Here is an 18,936-nt window from a genome sequence, read left to right on the forward strand (position 1 = left end):
AACTTCACCTTATTTCAATCAAATTGAAATCCTTAAGTGCCTCCGACAATACAATAACCCCTTCATTAATCTTAAGTTCAAGGTTTTCATCTGCAAAATAATATATATTCTTTATTTTATCCTTATTTTCCCTTAAAGTATCTACAAGCTTTGAAATATCTAAGGAGCATTCCTTAATATCCCTTATGCTCTCAACCTTTTCCTTTAGTATTATTAAATCCCTAAAATCTCCTAAGATCGTTTCTGAATCGATATATTCAACCCTTATATACAGCCTTGGATATTGGCCTATTTTGCTTCTTGTGGCTTGATTTTGAATGGAATGTCTCATCGCCTCGTCTAAAAGTTTTAAATCATCATCCGTAAGCTTTGTCTTTGCTGCCCTTTTGCCGCTTACAACACCTGAAAAGGCAATCAATGAATATTTTACTCTAAAATCCCTTCCCATAGTTCCCTGCTGTGCCTTTTCATTTGTTGAAAAATGAGAAGTAATGCCAGCCTCAAGAAGTTCAACTTTATTTAAGGAATATCCCCAGTTAAATTGAACAGGTCCTATATAAGCCTTGTTATCACCCTTTATTGGCATTGTTGCACCAAACATTCTAACGTCTATAAGCTTATTTAAAATTTCATCTTCAGTTAAATTTTTAAACTCCTCCATTCTTTTTTCTGCCGTAACAGCTTTGTCCTCCACCTTTCTTACGAATATGTCATATCCCTTATCAAGTAAATAATCCCTTATATATCTTTTGAGCCTTAAGTCAGAAACTAAATTTATATCCCTTTCGCTGTCCATACGTGGTCTGTTTTCTTCATCTGGATCTCCATTAGGATTAGCAAATTTAGCATCATAAAGGAATAAAATTTCACTATTGTTCATTCTCATCTTCCTCCTTCATCATAACTTTTGTTGTGGCATAGGAATAGCCTGAAAGAATATAGAATAGGTTTTCGTTTTTGTTGAGTTTCCAATTGTCCAAGTTAGAATCTAAAAGCTTCTTAAAATCAGCATAAACAACCTCGTTGTAGTTTCTTATCTTTTCTTGTTCTAACTTTGCATAAACCTCATTTGAAAGTTTAATAAGTTTAGATTTATCTATTCCGTTAAAGTTTAACTTGTTTAAAATAGGCTTCTTACCATCGAACCTATGGTATTGGCTGTTTCCAATCTCTCCAATTAAAATTCCTAAAAGGAACATAGCTGTTTGCTGTTCATCATATCCCATGTTAGAGATATATTCCTTTATGCTTTCTTTAACATTAAGTTTAGCAACATCCAATCCCTTTCCCTCCTTTAGACATCCAAGCTTTTCTAAAAATTTTATGAGCATGTTGGAATTTAAAATGTAAAATTCAATTTCACCGTTATCTATGTTATATCCTTCCTTTTTAAGCATAATCACTTTAGCAGCTTCGATGAATTTGTCTATAAGTTTTTCTTTATTTATTGGTCTTGATGTGAAAATATTCTCATAAAAATTGAGGATATATCTATATTCCGTCGCCTCGCCTCCGCTTACTTTAACGGGGATTAAATAATATATGTTTTGTAGGTTTAAATATGTCTTATAACTAAATCCTAATGATTTTTCAATTAGGTCGTGGGAATACTTTGATGCCTTCGCTATTTTTTCGAAGATGTATGGTGGAACGTCCTTTATGAAGCGTTGGATTTTAGTGGATTGATTGGATTTTCTAAAGAACATGAAGTTGACTAAAAAATAGCTTTTTTCATCCCTTAAGTTAAGAATGTCCTTTTCTAGATTTTCTATGTCTTTTAAATTTTTTGCTGTGTTATATGAGTTGTTAAGCCTTTTAACTGCAAAGTCAAGTTTTTCCTTATTTAGTGGCTCACCATATATAAAGTGAGGAATTATATAAAGGTTGAGATCGCCTATTTGGGTTTTTAAATTGTTTTCGATGTAAACCTCTGCTGCAATTACAGAGTTTAAGCAGTTCTCACAAAGGAGCATGTTTTTATAAAACTTTTTTGAATCGAGTTCGCTGGCAAAGGTTATTTTGTCGATTATATAGTATTTTATTTTCATCTTCTTTAAATCGTAGGTTACATTTTCATCCGAGCCACAAAGGCTGCAGCACAAATTACTATCTTTTTTCCCCTTGTCCTCATTATCTTCTTTGCTACCTGCACTTTTATACTCTAAAACCTTATTTTTATATTCTTCATACTCAGTTAAAGGAATGTCATCAATGCAAATTACAAAAAAGCCAAATTCATTAAATTTTACACCATATTTTTTCTTTAAAATATCTTCAAACTCCTTCTCAAGAACCTTTAAGAACCCTTTATCCTCCTTGCCTTGCATTGAATAATCATTATACAAATTCACAACGTTAACATCATTATCTAAATATGCTAAATTCAAAGCATATCTATATTTATTGCTTTTGGCATTTGGGTTTACCTCCACATAAAATTTTTCAAAAACATATTTTAGCTTTTGATTTAAAAAATCACCAAAATCAATATTTGTTAAGTTAAAAATCGTTTCTGATAAAAAGTAAGTTATACTCTTATTAGAGGCAAACCATTGGGGAGACGTAGGACCATTTGCTGTTCCAACGTATAAATATTTCTTCACCGTATCGCTGTCCATCTCCTCTGAGATATCAAGCTCTAAATTATCCTTCTTAAAGTTTAGCTTAAGAACTAAATAAGGCCTTCCCTTTTTATCGTTAATTGGAAGCTCTTTAATGAGATTATCAAGAAGATTTCCTTCTTCAAGAAGGGCCCTTCCGATCTGCACTATTCCCTCTAACAAAATTTCACCTCCTTATATAAATTCAAAACAGCCAAACCCTTGGGAATTTTTAGCCCCTAAACCTACATCATAGGCAAGCTTTAATATTTCTGGTGAGCCGTTAACTTCAAAGATTCCATTCCAACCCTTTATAACCGTTCCTTTATAGATGACTATACTCTCTTTTAGATTTTCTATTGGAGTAATTTTAAAATATTTATCCTTCGGCTCTTTGCCAAAGTAAGCCATATATTTTTTTATTAGGTTTTTTCTTAAAATTTCCTCAAACTCTTTTTCTTTTGGGTTATAATAATAGGTCTTTTTTCTTCCTTCTATTTCAAAGGTGCTATAGACAACTATCGGAGATTTTGTTGTAATCCTTCCTCCGCCTTCTTCAACGTCCATATGCTTAAGTTCAACCTTTTCTACCTGAATATGATTTCCTATAAGCTTTATTCCCTCGTTTAAAAGAACGTTGTTTATAATATATTTCATAAATTCCTCTTCAATAGTTGAAATCTGTAAGCTTGCACCATCAAAATAGGTTATCGTTTTATTTCCCTTATCGATTAAAAAATTCCCCTCAAGCCTTGAAAAGGTAAACATTTTAAAATGCCTTTTTTCATATTTAAAGCCTTGATCGTGAATAAATCTTGAATAATTTTCATCACTAAGAAGTTTTAATATTGCTGCCTGAATTATATGGTTATAATGGATTGGAAGGACAAGCGGTTTTTCAAATTTAAGCTTTAAATTTGCCCTCAAAATATCACCTCATAAGCTTATTTTATATATGTTGCCATTCACATTTTTTTGCACAATTATTACCTTATCTTAAAAATTCTACATAAATATTTAAACTCCTGCTTTTTTATGGAAAAATGTAGAAATGTCAAAAAGTCAAAATGTCAAGTGGCAGGCACAAAAAAGACTACCTTGCGGTAGCCTTAAGCTGTTATTTTCTTTTCTTGTTTTTCCCTTTCTCCAAATAAAAATGATATATAGTTTATGAAAACATACAATACCATTACGCTTGCAAGTATCTCTAAAAAGCTAACATAATATTTGAAAAAGCTTATATTTACTCCCGATTTTCCAAAAAACACGTTTGTTCCTTTCATTGCAATTGCTGTAATTACAAACGGGAAGGTAAGGGATGAAAAGCTTGGGTAAAATTTAAGTTTTAAAATGCTTGGAAGATAAATTAAAATAGCAACAAACATTATTACTGATAACATAAGCAAGAGGTAAATTATAAGTTTATTCTTTTCATCAAATGCACTTAAATATCCTGCAAGACAAAGATTTGCAGGTGCTGTTAATATTGCCGTCGTAGGAATTGCAGGCTCAGGTATGTTCTTTATTTTAAGTAGTCTATAAAAAATTAAAGGTAGTAAAATAATATAACTTACAAAGCCAAACCAAAATATTACTTGTCCTATGCTTTTCATTCCATATAAAGGTGAGGGTATCGAAGCTGCAACTATTCCAACATAAACTACAAAATAACTTACAAATACTTTTTTAAAATCAAAGTTTAATATGAATTTTTTTGTAAAATATACAATATACGCCGCATGCATAATTAATCCTATAACCCAAACTCCAAAGGCTATACTTTGATTGAAATTCTTTACATAAGTAGATAATATCATCATCCCCATGAAAAACGTAGGAGCAACACTTGCTACAACAGGATTTTCTAAGTCCTTTAATATATCTTTATAATATAAAGTTAATTTAATAACTAACAATAAAAATAATATAAAAGAAATTCCACCCAAAATTCCTCTTAAAACATCACTATAACCCGCTAACAAATTTCCAAGTGATGCAAGGGCTAGCATAAGCCCAGCCATTGGAATAGGAACTTTTTTTATTATTCCTTGCATGATGCCACCTCTTCCAATGTTTTTATTTTATTTGCTATTTCTTCATCCTCTAAAAGCTTTTGTGCTATAAATGCAGCAACTTCACCGGTAATTCTTACACAATGGGCCTTTCTTTCTGGACTTGCAAATTCATAATCCTTTACAAGGACTCTGCAGCATGTGCTCTTGTAAAGCTCCTTTATATGGTCATGAAGGGCTGCAGCAACAGGAAACATTTTTTCCTTCATAGGTTCCCCATGGACTCTTCCATAAACCATACCAAGGGCCATAACCCCACCACTTACAGCACCACAAAGACATCCTGATTTTCCTACGCCAATTGGGAAACCCGAAGCCATCCTAACTATTTCAGCAGGATATGGCCAGCCTAATAATTCGTTAATAGTGTGAACCACAGCTTCCGAACAGAAGAACTCTCCCCTTTGGAAATACCCTTCTGCCTTTTTTCTTACATCCTCTATTAATCTTTGCTTATCCATAAAAATTCCTCCTTATATTATATATTTTTTGCAAATAATGCAGCTCCGATGGAGCCGGCAAATCTTGCAAGTTTATCAGTTTTAACGTTTTTGCCTAACTTTTTGCTTAACCTTTCAACTATGTAGTCGTTTTCACATAAACCCCCAGTTAAGAAAAAATCGCCACTTGAGCTTGTTTTTTGAACCATACTGTATACTCTATTTATAACTGAGTCTATAACTCCAGAGCATATATTTTCCCTTTTTTCACCATTGCCAATTAGACTTATAACCTCTGACTCTGCAAAGACCGTGCACATCGAGGAAATTTGAACCGACTCTCCTTTTCTTGCAAGGTCTGTCATTTCCTCGAGGGTTAATCCTAATATATTTGCCATAAGTTCCAAAAAACGTCCGGTGCCAGCCGCACATTTATCATTCATAAGAAAGGATGCAACTTGTCCGTTTTTTAGCTCTATTACCTTCGTATCCTGACCGCCTATATCTATAACTGTAAAATCTTTTTTTGTTAAGTGATAAACTCCTCGTGCATGACAGCTTATTTCTGTTACGGTCTTATGGGCATAAGGAACAGAGACCCTTCCATATCCCGTTGCAACGATCTTTGCTTCCTCAAAAAAACCTTCCTTCTTTAATATCTCTTCTACGCTTTTAGCCGTTTCTTTGCTATTCCATCCTGTTGGTAAAGCTATGTTTTTTATTATATTATCCTCGTTTAATACGCTAACTTTGGTTGCCGTTGAGCCTATGTCTATACCTATATAAAACATAATTATCCCTCTTTTATACAGTATAAAACCCTATAACGCCTATTTTATAATCCTCAACTATCTTTTTTATTTTATCTTCATCTTCATCTTTATAAATTATAGACATGCCACAGCAGGTTGAAAGCTGCCGTGGCGTAGGAGCTATTGTATGTTTTATACCTTCTTCATTAAGAAGGCTAGATAATCTCAAGCCTTCGTTATACGAAGGAAAAAGAATATAATTTTTCATGCTATCACCTTAAATCATTTCAAGGAAAGCTTCAATTCTTGTTTTTATTTGTCCTACATCTTCTGTTGAATAATCCGTTTCGATTAAAATAAGAGGAATGTTTTTGTCCTTTAATGCCTTTTCAACCCTTTTATATTCAACTGAATATGGCTGGCAGAAGGATAGATTGTAGTAAACCACACCATCAACCTTATATTCCTCAGCAAGCCTTATTATGTCCTCTACCCTTCCTTCGTTTGGAGTAAAACAAGCACAATTTATCTTCATATATCTTTCTGCTATATTTCTAATCAAGTCATCGATAGTTTCTCCATCTTCAGAAACTTCATTTTCAAAATATCTCGTTCCTGTGCAGGTTTCTTCAACTACTATCTGGGCATCTAAGTTTTCAATAATATGATGGAGTTTCCAATTTGGAATAGCCATAGGAGTTCCTGTAACCATTAATCTTTTCTTTCTGTTTGCTTTTAATATGCTAATCTTTTTTTCAAGTTCATCGCAGAGCTTTTCAACATTTTCAGTAAATCTTTCTATATCATCATAAAATGCAATCTGTGAAACTAAAAGGGCATCAAGGCCTGATATTGGAGATGGAGTATTTTTCCTAAGTTCGTATAACCTTTTTAATGCACGTCTTTTTTTATTAATAAGCTTTATAGAATTTTTTAGGTTTTCATATGTTAATTTATTCCCTGTTAAGTTTTCAATTTCATTTATAAAGCGTTTTATTTCTGCCTCCCAATCCTTTATGTCCTTTTCCCTTTTCATCTGTGGAAGTTCCATAACATAGGTTGGTGCATATTCTGCTAATATTTCATAAGCCTTCTTTTTACCATCGCAAGTAGTTTCTCCAACTAAAAGATCACAGGATTGGAAATAAGGGCATGTAGCGCTTATCTTAGCTCCTACAAAGGCCTTTATTAAAGGGCATAAATTCCTTGGAAGAACTTTTTCTCCATCCTCTATCCAAAATTGTGAACCACCACAAAGGCCAACACCTATAACTCCAAGGGCATTTAAAATTTCATCCGGCACATAAACACAAAAAGTTCCAACAACCTTGCCACCCTTTTGACGATGATTATTAAGCTCTTCTATCCTAAGGCCATGAACTTCTGATATAACAAAGTTAAAATAATTCATGGCTTCAGCTCTATCCTTCTGAGATAGATAAACAGAGCCGTAAAGTTCAGGCAAAACTGCACACAAAGCATCATGCTTTTCAAGATCCATCTGTAAACTTTCCCAAAGCTTTCTATAATCTCCCATAAGCATCCCCCTGTGTATATTTTTACAATTCAATTATATCAACTAAAAAATTAAAAATGTTTCCAAAATTTCTATAGCTTATCTATTTATTATAGCTAAAACCTATAAATACTACTGTTTATTTCTGGAAATGTCAAAAAGTCAAAATGTCAAGTGGCAGGCACTCAATTATTTTGATATAATGATATTGTGAAATTATTAACTTAAATGGAAAGGTTGGGGATGGTATGAGTAGGTTCTGGAAAGGTTTTTGGCAACTTGCTGATCCAAAGATTTGGATTGCTTCCACTATCCCAATGTTAGTTGGAGCAACATTTGCTTATGTTAATGAAAAGAGCTTTAATTTCCTTTGGTTTTTATTAGCATTAATTGGTGTTTATTTAATCGAAATAGGCAAGAATGCAGTAAATGAAGTTGTAGATTATATAACTGGTGCAGATAGGTTTGTTACTCAAGACAAAAGAACTCCTTTTAGTGGCGGCAAGAAAACGATAGTTGATGGTGTCCTTACGCTTGAAGAGGCCAAATGGATTGGCATTGTTACCATTTTTTTAGCTTGTGTGATAGGAATTATCATTGCTCTTTATTGGGAAATAAAGGTTTTGTCCATAGGAGTATTAGGAGTCTTCTTTGCAGTATTTTATATTCTTCCACCTTTGAAGCTTGCATATAGGGGGCTTGGAGAGTTCGCCGTTGGTTTTACCTTCGGTATTCTTGTAACCCTTGGAATGTATGTAACAATGACGCATAATATAAATTGGAATGTTGTTTTAATTTCTCTCCCACTTTCATTTTTGATTACAAATGTTCTTTGGATAAACCAGTTTCCTGACTATGAAGCAGATATGAAGGCAAACAAAAGAAACTGGGTTGTAAGACTTGGAAAAGAAAAATCCGTAGGTGTTTATGCTATGCTATTCGCATTTTCATATATTTCATTTATATTAATAAGCATTATCCTAAAAAATTACTTTTTCCTGCTTGGATTTATTACTCTTCCATTAACTATTAGTGCTGTAAAGAACGCAAAAAAACACTACAACGATATCCAAAGGCTAATTTTATCAAACGCCAAAACAGTTCAAATATATATTCTAACAGGGATTTCTATGATAATTGCAATAATATTACAATAAACAAAATAATCTCCATGGCAGCAGTAATAGCTGCCATGGAGATTATTTTATTTTCTTAAAATGCTGCCTTAAATATGCTCATTATATCTTCAAGATTTGCCCTTTGTGGATTTGTTAACCCACAAGCATCCTTTAAGGCATTTTCAGCTAATACTTTTATATCCTCTTCCTTGGCGCCAAGCTCCTTAAGACCTTTTGGAATTCCAATTTCTCTTGAAAGCTTCTTTATGCTTTCAATAACTTCCTCTGCTATCTTTTCCTCAGATAAACCTTCTATTGTAATTCCTATAACCCTTGCTATATCTACAAATCTCTTTGCTGCCACCTTCATATTAAAGGATTGAACATGTGGTAAAAGAACTGCATTGCATACTCCATGTGGAAGATCATAAAATCCTCCAAGCTGATGGGCCATGGCATGAACATACCCAAGCCCTGCGTTGTTGAAGGCAACTCCTGCAAGATATTCTGCATAGGCCATTTTATCCCTTGCTTCTATGTCATTTCCGTTTTCAACTGCTCTTTTGAGGTATTTAAATATGAGTTCAATTGCCATAAGGGCTGCAGCATCCGTTGCAGGTGTTGCATCAGTTGAAACATAGGCCTCAATTGCATGAGTCAATGCATCCATTCCAGTCGCAGCTGTTAAGGATTTTGGCATATTTATCATAAGTTCAGGGTCATTTACAGCAAGGATAGGAGTCACATGCCAATCTACAATGGCCATCTTCACCTGCCTATCTTCATCTGTGATTATTGAGAATCTCGTCATTTCGCTTGCTGTGCCTGCTGTTGTATTTATTGCAACAAGAGGAAGCATAGGCTTTTTAGATTTATTAACACCTTCATAATCCTTTATAGAACCTCCATTGGTTGCAACAAGGCCTATCGCCTTTGCACAATCATGGGGTGAACCTCCCCCAAAGGATATTAAAAAGTCGCAATTGTTTTCCTTTAACATTTTAAGTCCATCTTCTACATTTTTAACGGTTGGATTAGGCTTAGTTTCATCAAATAACACATATTCTATGGCTTCTTCATCCAATATAGTTGTTAATCTTTTTAATAATCCGATTTCTACCAAAACCTTATCTGTAACTATAAGGGCTTTTTTGTAGCCTAAAGATTTTATTTCAGTTCCTACATCCTTTAAACATCCTATCCCCATTAAGCTAACAGGTGGCATAAAAAATCTATAAGTTTTCATTATTTATCCCTCCAAATTTATTTTTTAGTGTGTTATAATTTTAACACAGCATTTTTTCCCCTTCTAATTCGTTTTTGCAAAATATATTCTATTTTTGCAGGAGGGCATAACATGGCAACAGATTTATCACCTACATCTACACTTGAGGCAGAACACATTAGGATACTATACTATGAATTTGAAAGGCAACTTAAAACCAACTACTCATCTAAAAACTATATAAGATTTTGCAGCATATTAGAGGGAAGTAAGTTTGTAAGCATTAACAAAGAGAAAAAATTCCACTATGATCAAAATAGCTTTATAATCCTCTCTCCCTTTTCGGAGGTTGAATTAGAAATTAATGAAAAAACAAAGGCATTTGTTATGGAAATCGATGATTATTTTATAAGACAAATAATATCAAAACTCCAAGTGGAACTTGAGGAAGAGGAAATTAAATATATCGAAAACGAATTTTTCATAGCTCATTTTAATCCTGATTTATGTGAAGTGCATAAAAAAATAGTAAATATATTTAACCAAAATAGGCTAAATAAGGAATTCCTATTAGACTTATATTCCCGGGAGCTTGTCTATAACATATTAAAATATAAGGGCTCTGAGAAGATAATAAACAATAAAAAGTCTAAAATTTCTGCCATAATAGAGTTCATAGAAAGCAACTATTTAGGCGATTTAAAAATATCGGATATAGCCAACTATTTTGGTATGAGGGAATATGAATTTTCAAGATACTTTAAAAAATTTACAGGAAAATCTCCAAAGGAATATATAAAGGACTTAAAATTAAAAAAGGCAAAGGAATTATTAGCCTTTCAAAATGTTACTGAAGTATCCTTTGATGTCGGATATGAAAATATTTCTTATTTTATCAAAGAATTTAGAGAAAAATATGGTATAACTCCAAAGGAGTATAAAAAAATAATATAACCCTACAATTTTAAAATGGAGACTGTAAAAAATTATGTGTAAATAGATTAATAACCTCTTTCTTGGTTTGTATTTTAATTCTTACCAAGGAAGAGGTTTTTATAATTAATCAGTTATATTATTATAAGTAAACAAAAATTGTATTAAAATGAAATGGTAATAATTGTTTGACATGTTTGTTAAAAATTATATATAATAACAAAAAAAGTAATATATTTACGATAATTTTAACAAAAATGGTTGTTAGCTTCTAAAAGCTTGCAGACTCTTTCTTTTTAATCTTAGGGTTTTGCAATAGATTAATTAAAAGGAGGGGATGAATCAAGAAAGTTTAAAGATGTAGTTTAAGCTTATTTGCCCTGGTATATATGATGTCTTCTATCTCAATATTAACGTTCAATGTTAGCGACAATAATATTGCTAAATAAGTTTTATGCTGATGAACAACTATCAAGAGTTCAGTCTACTAAGAAGCGGATACGATTAAAACTCAAATACCGTAAATTATCTTAAATTCAAAGAATAGAAATGTGTAGGTGATAATTGTGGTTAAAAAAAGCCCAGCATTATTATTTCTTATATTTATATTAATTATTGCAGGAGCAGTAGTATTGGTATTTACTAACTATAATACTAAAGAACTACCTAAATTAACAATAACATATAATGGCAAAGAAATTAAATCTATAAAAGGTTCGTATTTATGGAAAAGAGGATTTAAAAATGAGGTTCATGTTGTAGATAGTTATGCAAAAATTATAAATCAATTAAGACCCGGAGAACAAGTTATGCCTGATGGAGAATTGGAAATAAATTTTGATTATCAACCAAAAACTATAATTTTAACTTCTAGTTATAATAGTGAAAGAAAAATATTAGAAAATAATTACATTAAGTTACCAACTAATATAAAAGGACTTATGGTATATTTTTTAGACTGTTATTGGAAGGAAGGTGTTATTACGTATGTTGTAGTAGTTGAACTTAAATCATAATTCAACTTAAAAGTATACTATATCAAATCATAAATGAAGGTGCTTTTTTATGAAATGTTTCTCAAAATGCTTTATTATAATCCTATTAATTAGTTTTTGTTTATCTAATTTGGTTTATGCGGAATCTAACAATAAGTATGTAAAAAATCAAGACAATTCAATTTTAATTTGTAATGCTGAAAATCTAAAAATGATTGCCCCTGAAGAATATTTTAAAATAATCGCTAATGCAAGAAATATATCTGTTACTGAGGCTGAAAAAATTACAAAAGAAATAATTAAAGAACATCAGAAGTATTTAATTAAATATAACAAAATAATCAAAAATAAAGATAAAGATGAAAAATTTGAAGATATATTAAAAGATCCAGGTATAACAATTCAATCAATTGATTGGGGTCCATATTGGACAGATAATAATGGAGGAAAATATTTTATGGTTACTGTATATAAACAACAAGATGTAGGTGGCGGTATATTAATTGAAGTGGGAGTTCCAGGTATAATTTATGTTTATGGAACATATGCAAGGCAATTTGTATCAATTGACAGTAGTGCTTGTTATGCACAGCCTGTAAGCAGTGGTTATTATATTTACAATGTATTTGTAAAATCAGCGAGCTTGTCGAGTGACAAAACAAAGGTTTATTTATATACAAGAGGAAACGTTGAAATTACGGTCCAAAAATCAGAACAGTTAGGAATAACAATTGAAGAATTAATTCAATATGGTTTTTCATATGTAGCTAATTACACTTATAGAAAAACAGTATCTATAAGTCATACGGAATCATTATATTAGAATTATTAGTAGATATAAGATGTAAATCAAAAATATGTTAAGTAATAATAATGAATATTTTGACCCAATTGGAGGTGCTATAGAGTGAATATTGTTAATGTTAGAAATTGTAGTAAAAAATATGAAAAAAATAATTTCTTTAGTTTGGAAAATATCAATTTACAAATTAAAAATGGAGAAATAGTGGGACTTGTTGGTCCTAATGGAGCTGGCAAAACAACGTTAATAAAAATTTTAAGTGGTCTTTTAAAACCTACGGAATATGAAGAAGTAAAAGTTTTGGGTGAGGATATCTATAAAGGAAAAGGGAAAATTCCTAAAGTTGGTCTTATTTTAAATTCAAACCAATTATATGATGATTTAACGGTTATGGAAAATTTATATTTTTTCTTGAGGATGCATAAAATTAAAAAAAATAAAGAGAACATCTTAAGTTTGTTAAAAAAATTTGATTTGGAAGGCAGAGAAAATACACTAGTTAAAAGTTTATCTACAGGAATGAAACAGAAACTTAATATAATAAGGGTTATTTTATTGGAAGTTCAATTTTTAATATTAGATGAGCCTACTAGTGGATTGGATCCTATATCTAAAGCCGATGTTCATAATTTATTGGACACACTTGCTAAAGAAATGAATATAACTATTTTAATAAGTTCACACATTATGAATGAAGTTCAAAGGCTTTGCACTAGAGTTATTTTTCTAAATAAAGGACGCATCATAAAGGATAGTTATATGGATACTATTTTTAAAGAATTCTATAAAGAAGTTGTAGAAATTAGATTATCCAAAGAAGATACTTATAAAATGCATAAAAAGCTCAGGGATTATGGGATAAAAAAATATATTGTTTTTGAGCAGAATGATAATAGCACAGGTTTAATAATGGAGAGGATAGAAAGCATAGAAGATTTTATCTCAAAGTTTCAAATAAAGTCATTTACTGAAAGACCTATACAATTAGAAGATATTTTTTTCTATGAATTGTATAAGGATGGATTGGGGGACACTAAATGATTATATATCTTATGTTTAAAAGTCTTCTACGAAACAAGTGGAACATAATTAAATTATTATTAATTGCACCTATAAATTCGATTCTTCCAGTGATTTTATTAAACAGTGTAATAGCTCAAAATATAGATAAAAATATAATTTTAAAGATGTGTTTGTGGTCATGCTTTTATTTTACAATATTTGAGATAATTTCAAGGAGAATGGAGTTCTTTGGCAGTGAAAAAATACATGATGTATTACTTTCTAAAATTAGCTTACATAGATATAATTTTTACCAAACAGTAGCAGTAAATATTTTATATATTCCATCCTTACTCATAACACTGTATTGTTATGATGTTATATTCCACTTAAATATAGATTTTTTATTTGCTATAATTTGTGCTATATTTGTTTTTATCAACAATGTTATAGTAAGCAATATAATGCTTGCTGTTCACTTAAAAACAAAAAATTATTTTCACAGCTTTAACTTTGGAATGGATATAGTTTATATAATAAGTGGCGTTTTATATCCTATAAGCGTATTTCCAAAATTTTTAAGAAGTATTTCGCAGCTAATACCAATAACTTATGTTATTAGCTTTTCAGAAGGAAATATTATTAACATTGAACTATCAATTTTAATATTTGTAAGTATGATGGCATTTGCAATATGGAATACAGAAAAAAGTATAAAAAAATATATTGTGGCTGGGGGATTTTATGATTAGCATTCTAATGAAAAATATATTTTTTTATAAAAGAAATTGGAAGGAATTATTATTAAACACTTTAAGAATTTATCTAAGTGTAGTTCCATTTTATTATTTTGCATTGGCTCAATCAAATGACATAGAAAATCTAAGGTTTACCCTTTTAACTATAATTATTGCAGGAATAATAAGTAACACCGTTATTGCTGCAAACTATGAACTTTATCAAGAAATTATAAGTGGCAAAATGTCAAATTTTAGAATAGCTAATGTTCAGATATTTGAGTATATTTTAGCTCAAACGGTTTTTTATTTTTTCATCTATTTAATTCAGTATGTTTTTGTATTAATTTTAATGAATGTTTATGGAATAATTTATATAAAAATTTCTTCATATGCCCTATTAAATGCAGCAATCTTTATCGTAATAATAATTGCTATATCATCGATTATTAGTGGGCTTTTAGCGGCCTTTACTCTTAAAACAAAAAGATTTGCTTACAGTTCACTTCTGATTAGTATTCTATTGATATTTTCTGCATGCTATATGCCTTATAGATTACTCAAATCAGGATTTAAAATAGTGGCCCTTTTATTACCATTTACATATATAATAAATATATTTAAAAGTGCTTTTAGCGCGGATTATTTGATATTTCCAATTGAAATTATGTATTTAATATTGATGGTTCAGATTTTGGTTTTGAGATTTATATTAGTTAAAATTTTGAGTAGGTTCTTTAATGAACTTATAAACTCGACTATATAATATAAAATAAATGCAAAAAATTTAGCACATTAGTTTCAGCCCTATGTCTATAGTTGGGGTGGGCAAATTACTCAAATGCCCACCTATATTAATTGGCTCTTTGTCAATAATTGAGGAAGGTAAATCTTTCAGATGAGTGTTTTTGCTAACTTCCAAGGAGTTATATATAATTGAAATTAAGTTGAGTAACAGCTTTAAAAAGGTTGGTTTTTGCAAGAGCCCAGCGGATTATTAGGATTTTCTTCTTAAATTTTTGCATAATGAACAGAAAGAAGATGAAACTTTAGAGAACTTGTAAAATCATTATTCTAAAAAGTGTCTTCTTTTAACTCATCATTGTAGAGGAGCAGGATGTCAAGTTTTTTAAATTCTTTGTTTAAGAAATCATATTTAGCTAGAAGAATGTTAAAGTTTATTTACTAGCCCTTAAAATGTAGGGTTATATTATTTCTATATCCTTTGGATACTTTATTATCTCATTATTAATCTGTTTCTATATTCAATTGGTGAAATACCTTCCATCTCTCTAAAGGTTTTAGCAAATTGCTTTGAATTTTTATATCCCACCATTTCACCCACTTCATAAATTTTATAATCAAAGTTTTCAAGTAGTTCCTTTGCCTTTTCTATTCGTATCTTCTTCAAATAATCTACAAAATTATACCCAGTATACTCCTTAAAAGCTTGGCTAAAATAAGAATAATTTAATGAAACATAATTTGATACCATGGCCATATTAATATCTCTATTAAAATTTTCGTGTATGTATTGAACTGCCCTTTTCATTTCCGGGTTATCCGCATAAATAGACATTATCTGTTTTGTATAATCGTTTAGGCATATAATTAACTCCTCTACAGCATGAAAATATTCAATAAAATTTTCATAATTAAAAATATCACCTATTTTATTTATACCCCTTACTTTGTTTAAAGTATCGCCATCTAATTTCTTAATAGCACTGCTAAATATAAATTCATTTATTGCTTTATTAATTCCTTCTAAATAAGAAATATCATACTTTGTAATTTCTTTAATATCTAAGACCTCTTTTAAAATTCCTCTAATCTCATTTTCCCTGTCCGTTCCAATCATATTGCTAATTTTTTTAATTTTATCAATGGGAAGCTCATAATTTTTAAGTTTATCCTTTATACTTGAAAAGCTTAAAAGATGATGATTATTATATAAAAATGTATATTTTAATGCTTCTATAGCCTGTAAATATCCTTCCCTTATCTTATTTATATTAAACTGCTTTTCGCTTAATCCTATTGCATAAACCATATGGTTTTTTGTAGATATTTTCGATTCTAAACATTTAAAAACTTCAAATTCCTCTCCTATTATTACAATATTTCCAATACCATCTGTTAAAATAATTATTTTCTCGTTAACTGTTTTTTCATATTCTTTTATAGTATCCTTGATTATTCCAAATAATTCCTTACCATTTATGCGTTTGGAATATCTTTTGTTATTTATAACACCAACATAGTAGCCTTTATCAAAAATATCCATTTTAATTTTGCTGCATATCTTTTCTATGTCCTCTTCATTTATATGTGAATTTAAAAATATATAATTTAACTGTGCAGCTCTAAATTCTTCAAATTCTTCTGAAGAACTTTGATTTTCAATATATTCATTTTGTTTAATGTTTTCTTCAATTTTGTCAATAGTTTTATATAATTCCTCTCTATTTATAGGCTTCAACAAATAATCTTTCGCCCCATATCTTAAAGATTCAACAGCATAATTAAAATCATCATATCCACTTAAAACAATTATGTTTGTTTTAATGTTTCTTTCCTTAAGCTTTTTCATAAAAGCAATTCCGTCTTCATCAGGCATACGAATATCAGTAATTACTATATCTATTTTATTATTATCAAAATAAATAAGTGCCTCCTTGACAGTTGACGCTAAATATAAATTATAATAGGTTAAATATTTTCGTTCAATCATGGCCTTTAAACCTAATCTTATGTTTTTTTCATCATCGAGAATGAGAATATTACGCATACTTACTAATACCTCCATTAACGATCAAATAAGGCAGCTTTAAAATGACCTTTGTATATTCTCCTTTTTTGCTTGATATTTGGAGGCCATAATCATCTCCATAATAAAGTTTTATTCTTTGATTTACAATCCTAAGGCCAATTCCATTTCCTCTTTTAACTGTTTCTTGACCTTCATATTTATTTAGGAGATTTTTATTGAATTCTTCATCTTCAAGGTTTATTTTGTAATTCAACTTTTCAACTTCTTCAGGACTCATTCCCTTTCCATTATCAGTAATTTCTATAATCATCGTATTTCCATCAATTGATGCTTTAATTTCAATAATTCCTAATTCTTTGTCAAGTTTATCCTTTATTCCATGGCTTATCGAGTTCTCTATTATAGGCTGAATAGATAATTTCAAAACTTCCTGCTCAAGAAGATATGAATCTATATTTATGATTAATTTTATTTTATTATCAAATCTTATGTTCATAAGGGATGTATAGTTTTTAATATGGTCTATTTCTTCCCTTAATGTAACATATTCACTTGCCCATTTCATGTTATATCTCATCATTTTCCCTAAGGAAGTTAATGCATCGGATATTTCAAATTGTCCTTCTATTTCTGCAAGCATCTTAATATTTTCCAACGTATTATATAAAAAATGAGAATCGATTTGCGTCCTTAGGGCTCTAAGTTCTGCTTCCTTCGATACTATTTTTTTATTTACAGCATCAGTTATAAGTTCATTAATCTTTACTAGCAGTCTTCTTATATGATGTGCTAGTTCTCCTATTTCATCGTCACCTCTAACACTAACATCAATGTTAAAATCCCCTTGTCTAATCTTTTTCATAGAATATATCAGCATATTTAATTTTTTTAGTATAATGGTATTTATTAGGTTTGTTATTATCGATAGTATTATAATCAAGAATATGATAGTCAATATAATAATATTTCTTGTCCTTGAGATATTTGTAAAAATATCCTGTAGGGAAATTAGCGAAATAACATATGAATCTATAGCTTCTATATATGTATATATAGCCAAGATATTATTATTTTGATTTTCAAGGAAAAAGCTACCTCTATCATTGTTTTTATATTTATAAAACTGTTCCTTTATATTTTCCAAACTAAGTTTATTCCTTTTTAAAAAATCATTGTTTATGTTGGTATAAAGGTTTCCTTTACTATCAATAAAAAACATCTGCGAACGTTGATTAGATAATTCTGCATACATTTTGGGTAAGAAGTTTTTAAGTAGCATATCCACCTCAATTATTCCGAGGTGTTCTCCCTCTGGATAACTTATTTCCCTCAAAAGCATTATCTTTGCTGAATTTTCATATATATACTTATATTGCCTATCTACTATATCCTGATCGATTTCTTCAAATTTCCATAATACCATTCCCTTTAGTCTTTTAACTTCATTATACCAAGGTTTATTCTTAATTCTATTTTCGCTAAAAACAACAGGCCATATTTCATTGATATTGTTATTATCAACATAAAACCTAATATGTTCAATATTAGGATTATTGTTTTGTATTTTAACTATATTCATTATGCTATTATAATTAAAATCCAAAAGCTCTTCTGTTGTGTATTCATTTCTATCTTTAATAAAATTAATAAATTTTTTATCAGATACGACCATTTGAGCTGCATTTTCCATAGAATATATGTTTTTAGATATAGTGATTTTTTCCATCTCAAGCAGATATTCATTTTCCTTTATCATATTTTTTATAGCGCTGTCCTTAAATTGTTTAAATATATATAGAGAAAAAGTTATAATTGGTATCAAAATTATTAGTATATAAGATAAGACTAATTTTTTTTGAAGGGACATATTTTCTATCCTTAATAGGGCTTTTTTTATTTTTTGATTTCCTAATAATTTTTTGATTTTTTTCAAAATCCCACCACTTCCAGCACTTTTTATTATATATTATA

18 protein-coding genes are annotated in these 18,936 nt (G+C 29.9%); 7 read left to right on the plus strand and 11 right to left on the minus strand.

The features are described 5' to 3' along the window. Positions 1–4: 4 nt before the first annotated feature. The 8 genes from cas7b to Q3V94_RS05765 form a co-directional block, all read right to left on the minus strand. Positions 5–880, minus strand: coding sequence for a type I-B CRISPR-associated protein Cas7/Csh2 (cas7b, locus tag Q3V94_RS05730; protein ID WP_303525876.1), 876 nt, complete (start codon positions 878–880; stop codon positions 5–7). Continuing rightward, positions 870–2,783, minus strand: coding sequence for a TIGR02556 family CRISPR-associated protein (locus Q3V94_RS05735; RefSeq protein WP_303525878.1), 1,914 nt, complete (start codon positions 2,781–2,783; stop codon positions 870–872). The genes cas7b and Q3V94_RS05735 overlap by 11 nt, the downstream gene beginning before the upstream one ends. Positions 2,784–2,795: 12 nt before the next feature. Beyond that, positions 2,796–3,527, minus strand: coding sequence for a CRISPR-associated endoribonuclease Cas6 (gene cas6 / locus Q3V94_RS05740; protein ID WP_008908203.1), 732 nt, complete (start codon positions 3,525–3,527; stop codon positions 2,796–2,798). 182 nt (positions 3,528–3,709) lie between these two features. Next, the gene (locus tag Q3V94_RS05745) at positions 3,710–4,654 is read right to left on the minus strand and encodes a TDT family transporter (protein ID WP_008908204.1); all 945 of its coding nucleotides are present in this window, start codon (positions 4,652–4,654) and stop codon (positions 3,710–3,712) included. Next, the gene (locus Q3V94_RS05750; protein WP_008908205.1) at positions 4,642–5,133 is read right to left on the minus strand and encodes a C-GCAxxG-C-C family protein; all 492 of its coding nucleotides are present in this window, start codon (positions 5,131–5,133) and stop codon (positions 4,642–4,644) included. The genes Q3V94_RS05745 and Q3V94_RS05750 overlap by 13 nt, the downstream gene beginning before the upstream one ends. Positions 5,134–5,150: 17 nt before the next feature. Next, the gene (locus Q3V94_RS05755) at positions 5,151–5,903 is read right to left on the minus strand and encodes an acyl-CoA dehydratase activase (protein WP_008908206.1); all 753 of its coding nucleotides are present in this window, start codon (positions 5,901–5,903) and stop codon (positions 5,151–5,153) included. 13 nt (positions 5,904–5,916) lie between these two features. Next, entirely contained in the window at positions 5,917–6,132 is a 216-nt protein-coding gene (locus tag Q3V94_RS05760) for a DUF3343 domain-containing protein (protein ID WP_008908207.1), read from the minus strand. 9 nt (positions 6,133–6,141) lie between these two features. Continuing rightward, the gene (locus Q3V94_RS05765; protein WP_008908208.1) at positions 6,142–7,401 is read right to left on the minus strand and encodes a double-cubane-cluster-containing anaerobic reductase; all 1,260 of its coding nucleotides are present in this window, start codon (positions 7,399–7,401) and stop codon (positions 6,142–6,144) included. Positions 7,402–7,628: 227 nt separating this feature from the next. Here Q3V94_RS05765 and Q3V94_RS05770 point away from each other — a divergent pair, with 227 nt between their 5' ends. Next, positions 7,629–8,537 carry a prenyltransferase gene (locus Q3V94_RS05770; protein ID WP_303525885.1) on the plus strand — a complete coding sequence of 303 codons (909 nt, stop codon included), beginning with the start codon at positions 7,629–7,631 and terminating at the stop codon, positions 8,535–8,537. Positions 8,538–8,592: 55 nt separating this feature from the next. Here the strand turns inward: Q3V94_RS05770 and Q3V94_RS05775 are convergent, their stop codons facing one another. Beyond that, a complete protein-coding gene (locus Q3V94_RS05775) occupies positions 8,593–9,744 on the minus strand; it encodes an iron-containing alcohol dehydrogenase (RefSeq protein WP_303525888.1) in 1,152 nt (383 codons plus the stop codon). Between the two features lie 111 nt (positions 9,745–9,855). On the opposite strand from Q3V94_RS05775, the gene Q3V94_RS05780 reads away from it, so the two are divergent. The 6 genes from Q3V94_RS05780 to Q3V94_RS05805 all read left to right on the plus strand — a co-directional run bounded on the left by Q3V94_RS05780 (position 9,856) and on the right by Q3V94_RS05805 (position 14,958). Beyond that, a complete protein-coding gene (locus Q3V94_RS05780) occupies positions 9,856–10,677 on the plus strand; it encodes a helix-turn-helix transcriptional regulator (RefSeq protein WP_008908211.1) in 822 nt (273 codons plus the stop codon). Between the two features lie 545 nt (positions 10,678–11,222). Beyond that, positions 11,223–11,672 carry a hypothetical protein gene (locus Q3V94_RS05785; protein ID WP_303525891.1) on the plus strand — a complete coding sequence of 150 codons (450 nt, stop codon included), beginning with the start codon at positions 11,223–11,225 and terminating at the stop codon, positions 11,670–11,672. A gap of 49 nt (positions 11,673–11,721) precedes the next feature. Beyond that, on the plus strand, positions 11,722–12,474 hold the full coding sequence (locus tag Q3V94_RS05790) for a hypothetical protein (protein WP_303525894.1): 753 nt from the start codon (positions 11,722–11,724) through the stop codon (positions 12,472–12,474). A gap of 84 nt (positions 12,475–12,558) precedes the next feature. Next, positions 12,559–13,494 (plus strand): ABC transporter ATP-binding protein, encoded by a 936-nt coding sequence (locus tag Q3V94_RS05795; RefSeq protein ID WP_303525897.1) that lies wholly within the window; start codon positions 12,559–12,561, stop codon positions 13,492–13,494. Next, positions 13,491–14,207, plus strand: a complete 717-nt coding sequence (locus Q3V94_RS05800; protein WP_303525900.1) for a hypothetical protein — start codon at positions 13,491–13,493, stop codon at positions 14,205–14,207. Before Q3V94_RS05795 ends, Q3V94_RS05800 begins: the two co-directional genes overlap by 4 nt. Next, a complete protein-coding gene (locus tag Q3V94_RS05805; protein ID WP_303525903.1) occupies positions 14,200–14,958 on the plus strand; it encodes an ABC transporter permease in 759 nt (252 codons plus the stop codon). Before Q3V94_RS05800 ends, Q3V94_RS05805 begins: the two co-directional genes overlap by 8 nt. A gap of 471 nt (positions 14,959–15,429) precedes the next feature. Here Q3V94_RS05805 and Q3V94_RS05810 read toward each other — a convergent pair whose 3' ends face one another. Further along, positions 15,430–17,001: a response regulator gene (locus Q3V94_RS05810; RefSeq protein ID WP_303525906.1), complete on the minus strand. Its 1,572-nt coding sequence runs from the start codon at positions 16,999–17,001 to the stop codon at positions 15,430–15,432. Next, the gene (locus Q3V94_RS05815) at positions 16,976–18,898 is read right to left on the minus strand and encodes a sensor histidine kinase (RefSeq protein ID WP_303525909.1); all 1,923 of its coding nucleotides are present in this window, start codon (positions 18,896–18,898) and stop codon (positions 16,976–16,978) included. The genes Q3V94_RS05810 and Q3V94_RS05815 overlap by 26 nt, the downstream gene beginning before the upstream one ends. Positions 18,899–18,936 lie beyond the last annotated feature (38 nt).

The organism is Caloramator sp. CAR-1 (assembly GCF_030546345.1).
Classification (GTDB): domain Bacteria; phylum Bacillota; class Clostridia; order Clostridiales; family Caloramatoraceae; genus Caloramator; species Caloramator australicus.

What these genes read in the sequence shown, in the direction of transcription:
- Q3V94_RS05765 (WP_008908208.1), bottom strand. Translation starts at nt 7,401, where the DNA reads ATGGGAGATTATAGAAAGCTTTGGGAAAGTTTACAGATGGATCTTGAA.
- Q3V94_RS05800 (WP_303525900.1), top strand. Translation starts at nt 13,491, where the DNA reads ATGATTATATATCTTATGTTTAAAAGTCTTCTACGAAACAAGTGGAAC.
- Q3V94_RS05770 (WP_303525885.1), top strand. Translation starts at nt 7,629, where the DNA reads ATGAGTAGGTTCTGGAAAGGTTTTTGGCAACTTGCTGATCCAAAGATT.
- cas7b (WP_303525876.1), bottom strand. Translation starts at nt 880, where the DNA reads ATGAACAATAGTGAAATTTTATTCCTTTATGATGCTAAATTTGCTAAT.
- Q3V94_RS05750 (WP_008908205.1), bottom strand. Translation starts at nt 5,133, where the DNA reads ATGGATAAGCAAAGATTAATAGAGGATGTAAGAAAAAAGGCAGAAGGG.
- Q3V94_RS05745 (WP_008908204.1), bottom strand. Translation starts at nt 4,654, where the DNA reads ATGCAAGGAATAATAAAAAAAGTTCCTATTCCAATGGCTGGGCTTATG.
- Q3V94_RS05790 (WP_303525894.1), top strand. Translation starts at nt 11,722, where the DNA reads ATGAAATGTTTCTCAAAATGCTTTATTATAATCCTATTAATTAGTTTT.
- Q3V94_RS05780 (WP_008908211.1), top strand. Translation starts at nt 9,856, where the DNA reads ATGGCAACAGATTTATCACCTACATCTACACTTGAGGCAGAACACATT.
- Q3V94_RS05775 (WP_303525888.1), bottom strand. Translation starts at nt 9,744, where the DNA reads ATGAAAACTTATAGATTTTTTATGCCACCTGTTAGCTTAATGGGGATA.
- Q3V94_RS05760 (WP_008908207.1), bottom strand. Translation starts at nt 6,132, where the DNA reads ATGAAAAATTATATTCTTTTTCCTTCGTATAACGAAGGCTTGAGATTA.
- Q3V94_RS05805 (WP_303525903.1), top strand. Translation starts at nt 14,200, where the DNA reads ATGATTAGCATTCTAATGAAAAATATATTTTTTTATAAAAGAAATTGG.
- Q3V94_RS05755 (WP_008908206.1), bottom strand. Translation starts at nt 5,903, where the DNA reads ATGTTTTATATAGGTATAGACATAGGCTCAACGGCAACCAAAGTTAGC.
- Q3V94_RS05810 (WP_303525906.1), bottom strand. Translation starts at nt 17,001, where the DNA reads ATGGAGGTATTAGTAAGTATGCGTAATATTCTCATTCTCGATGATGAA.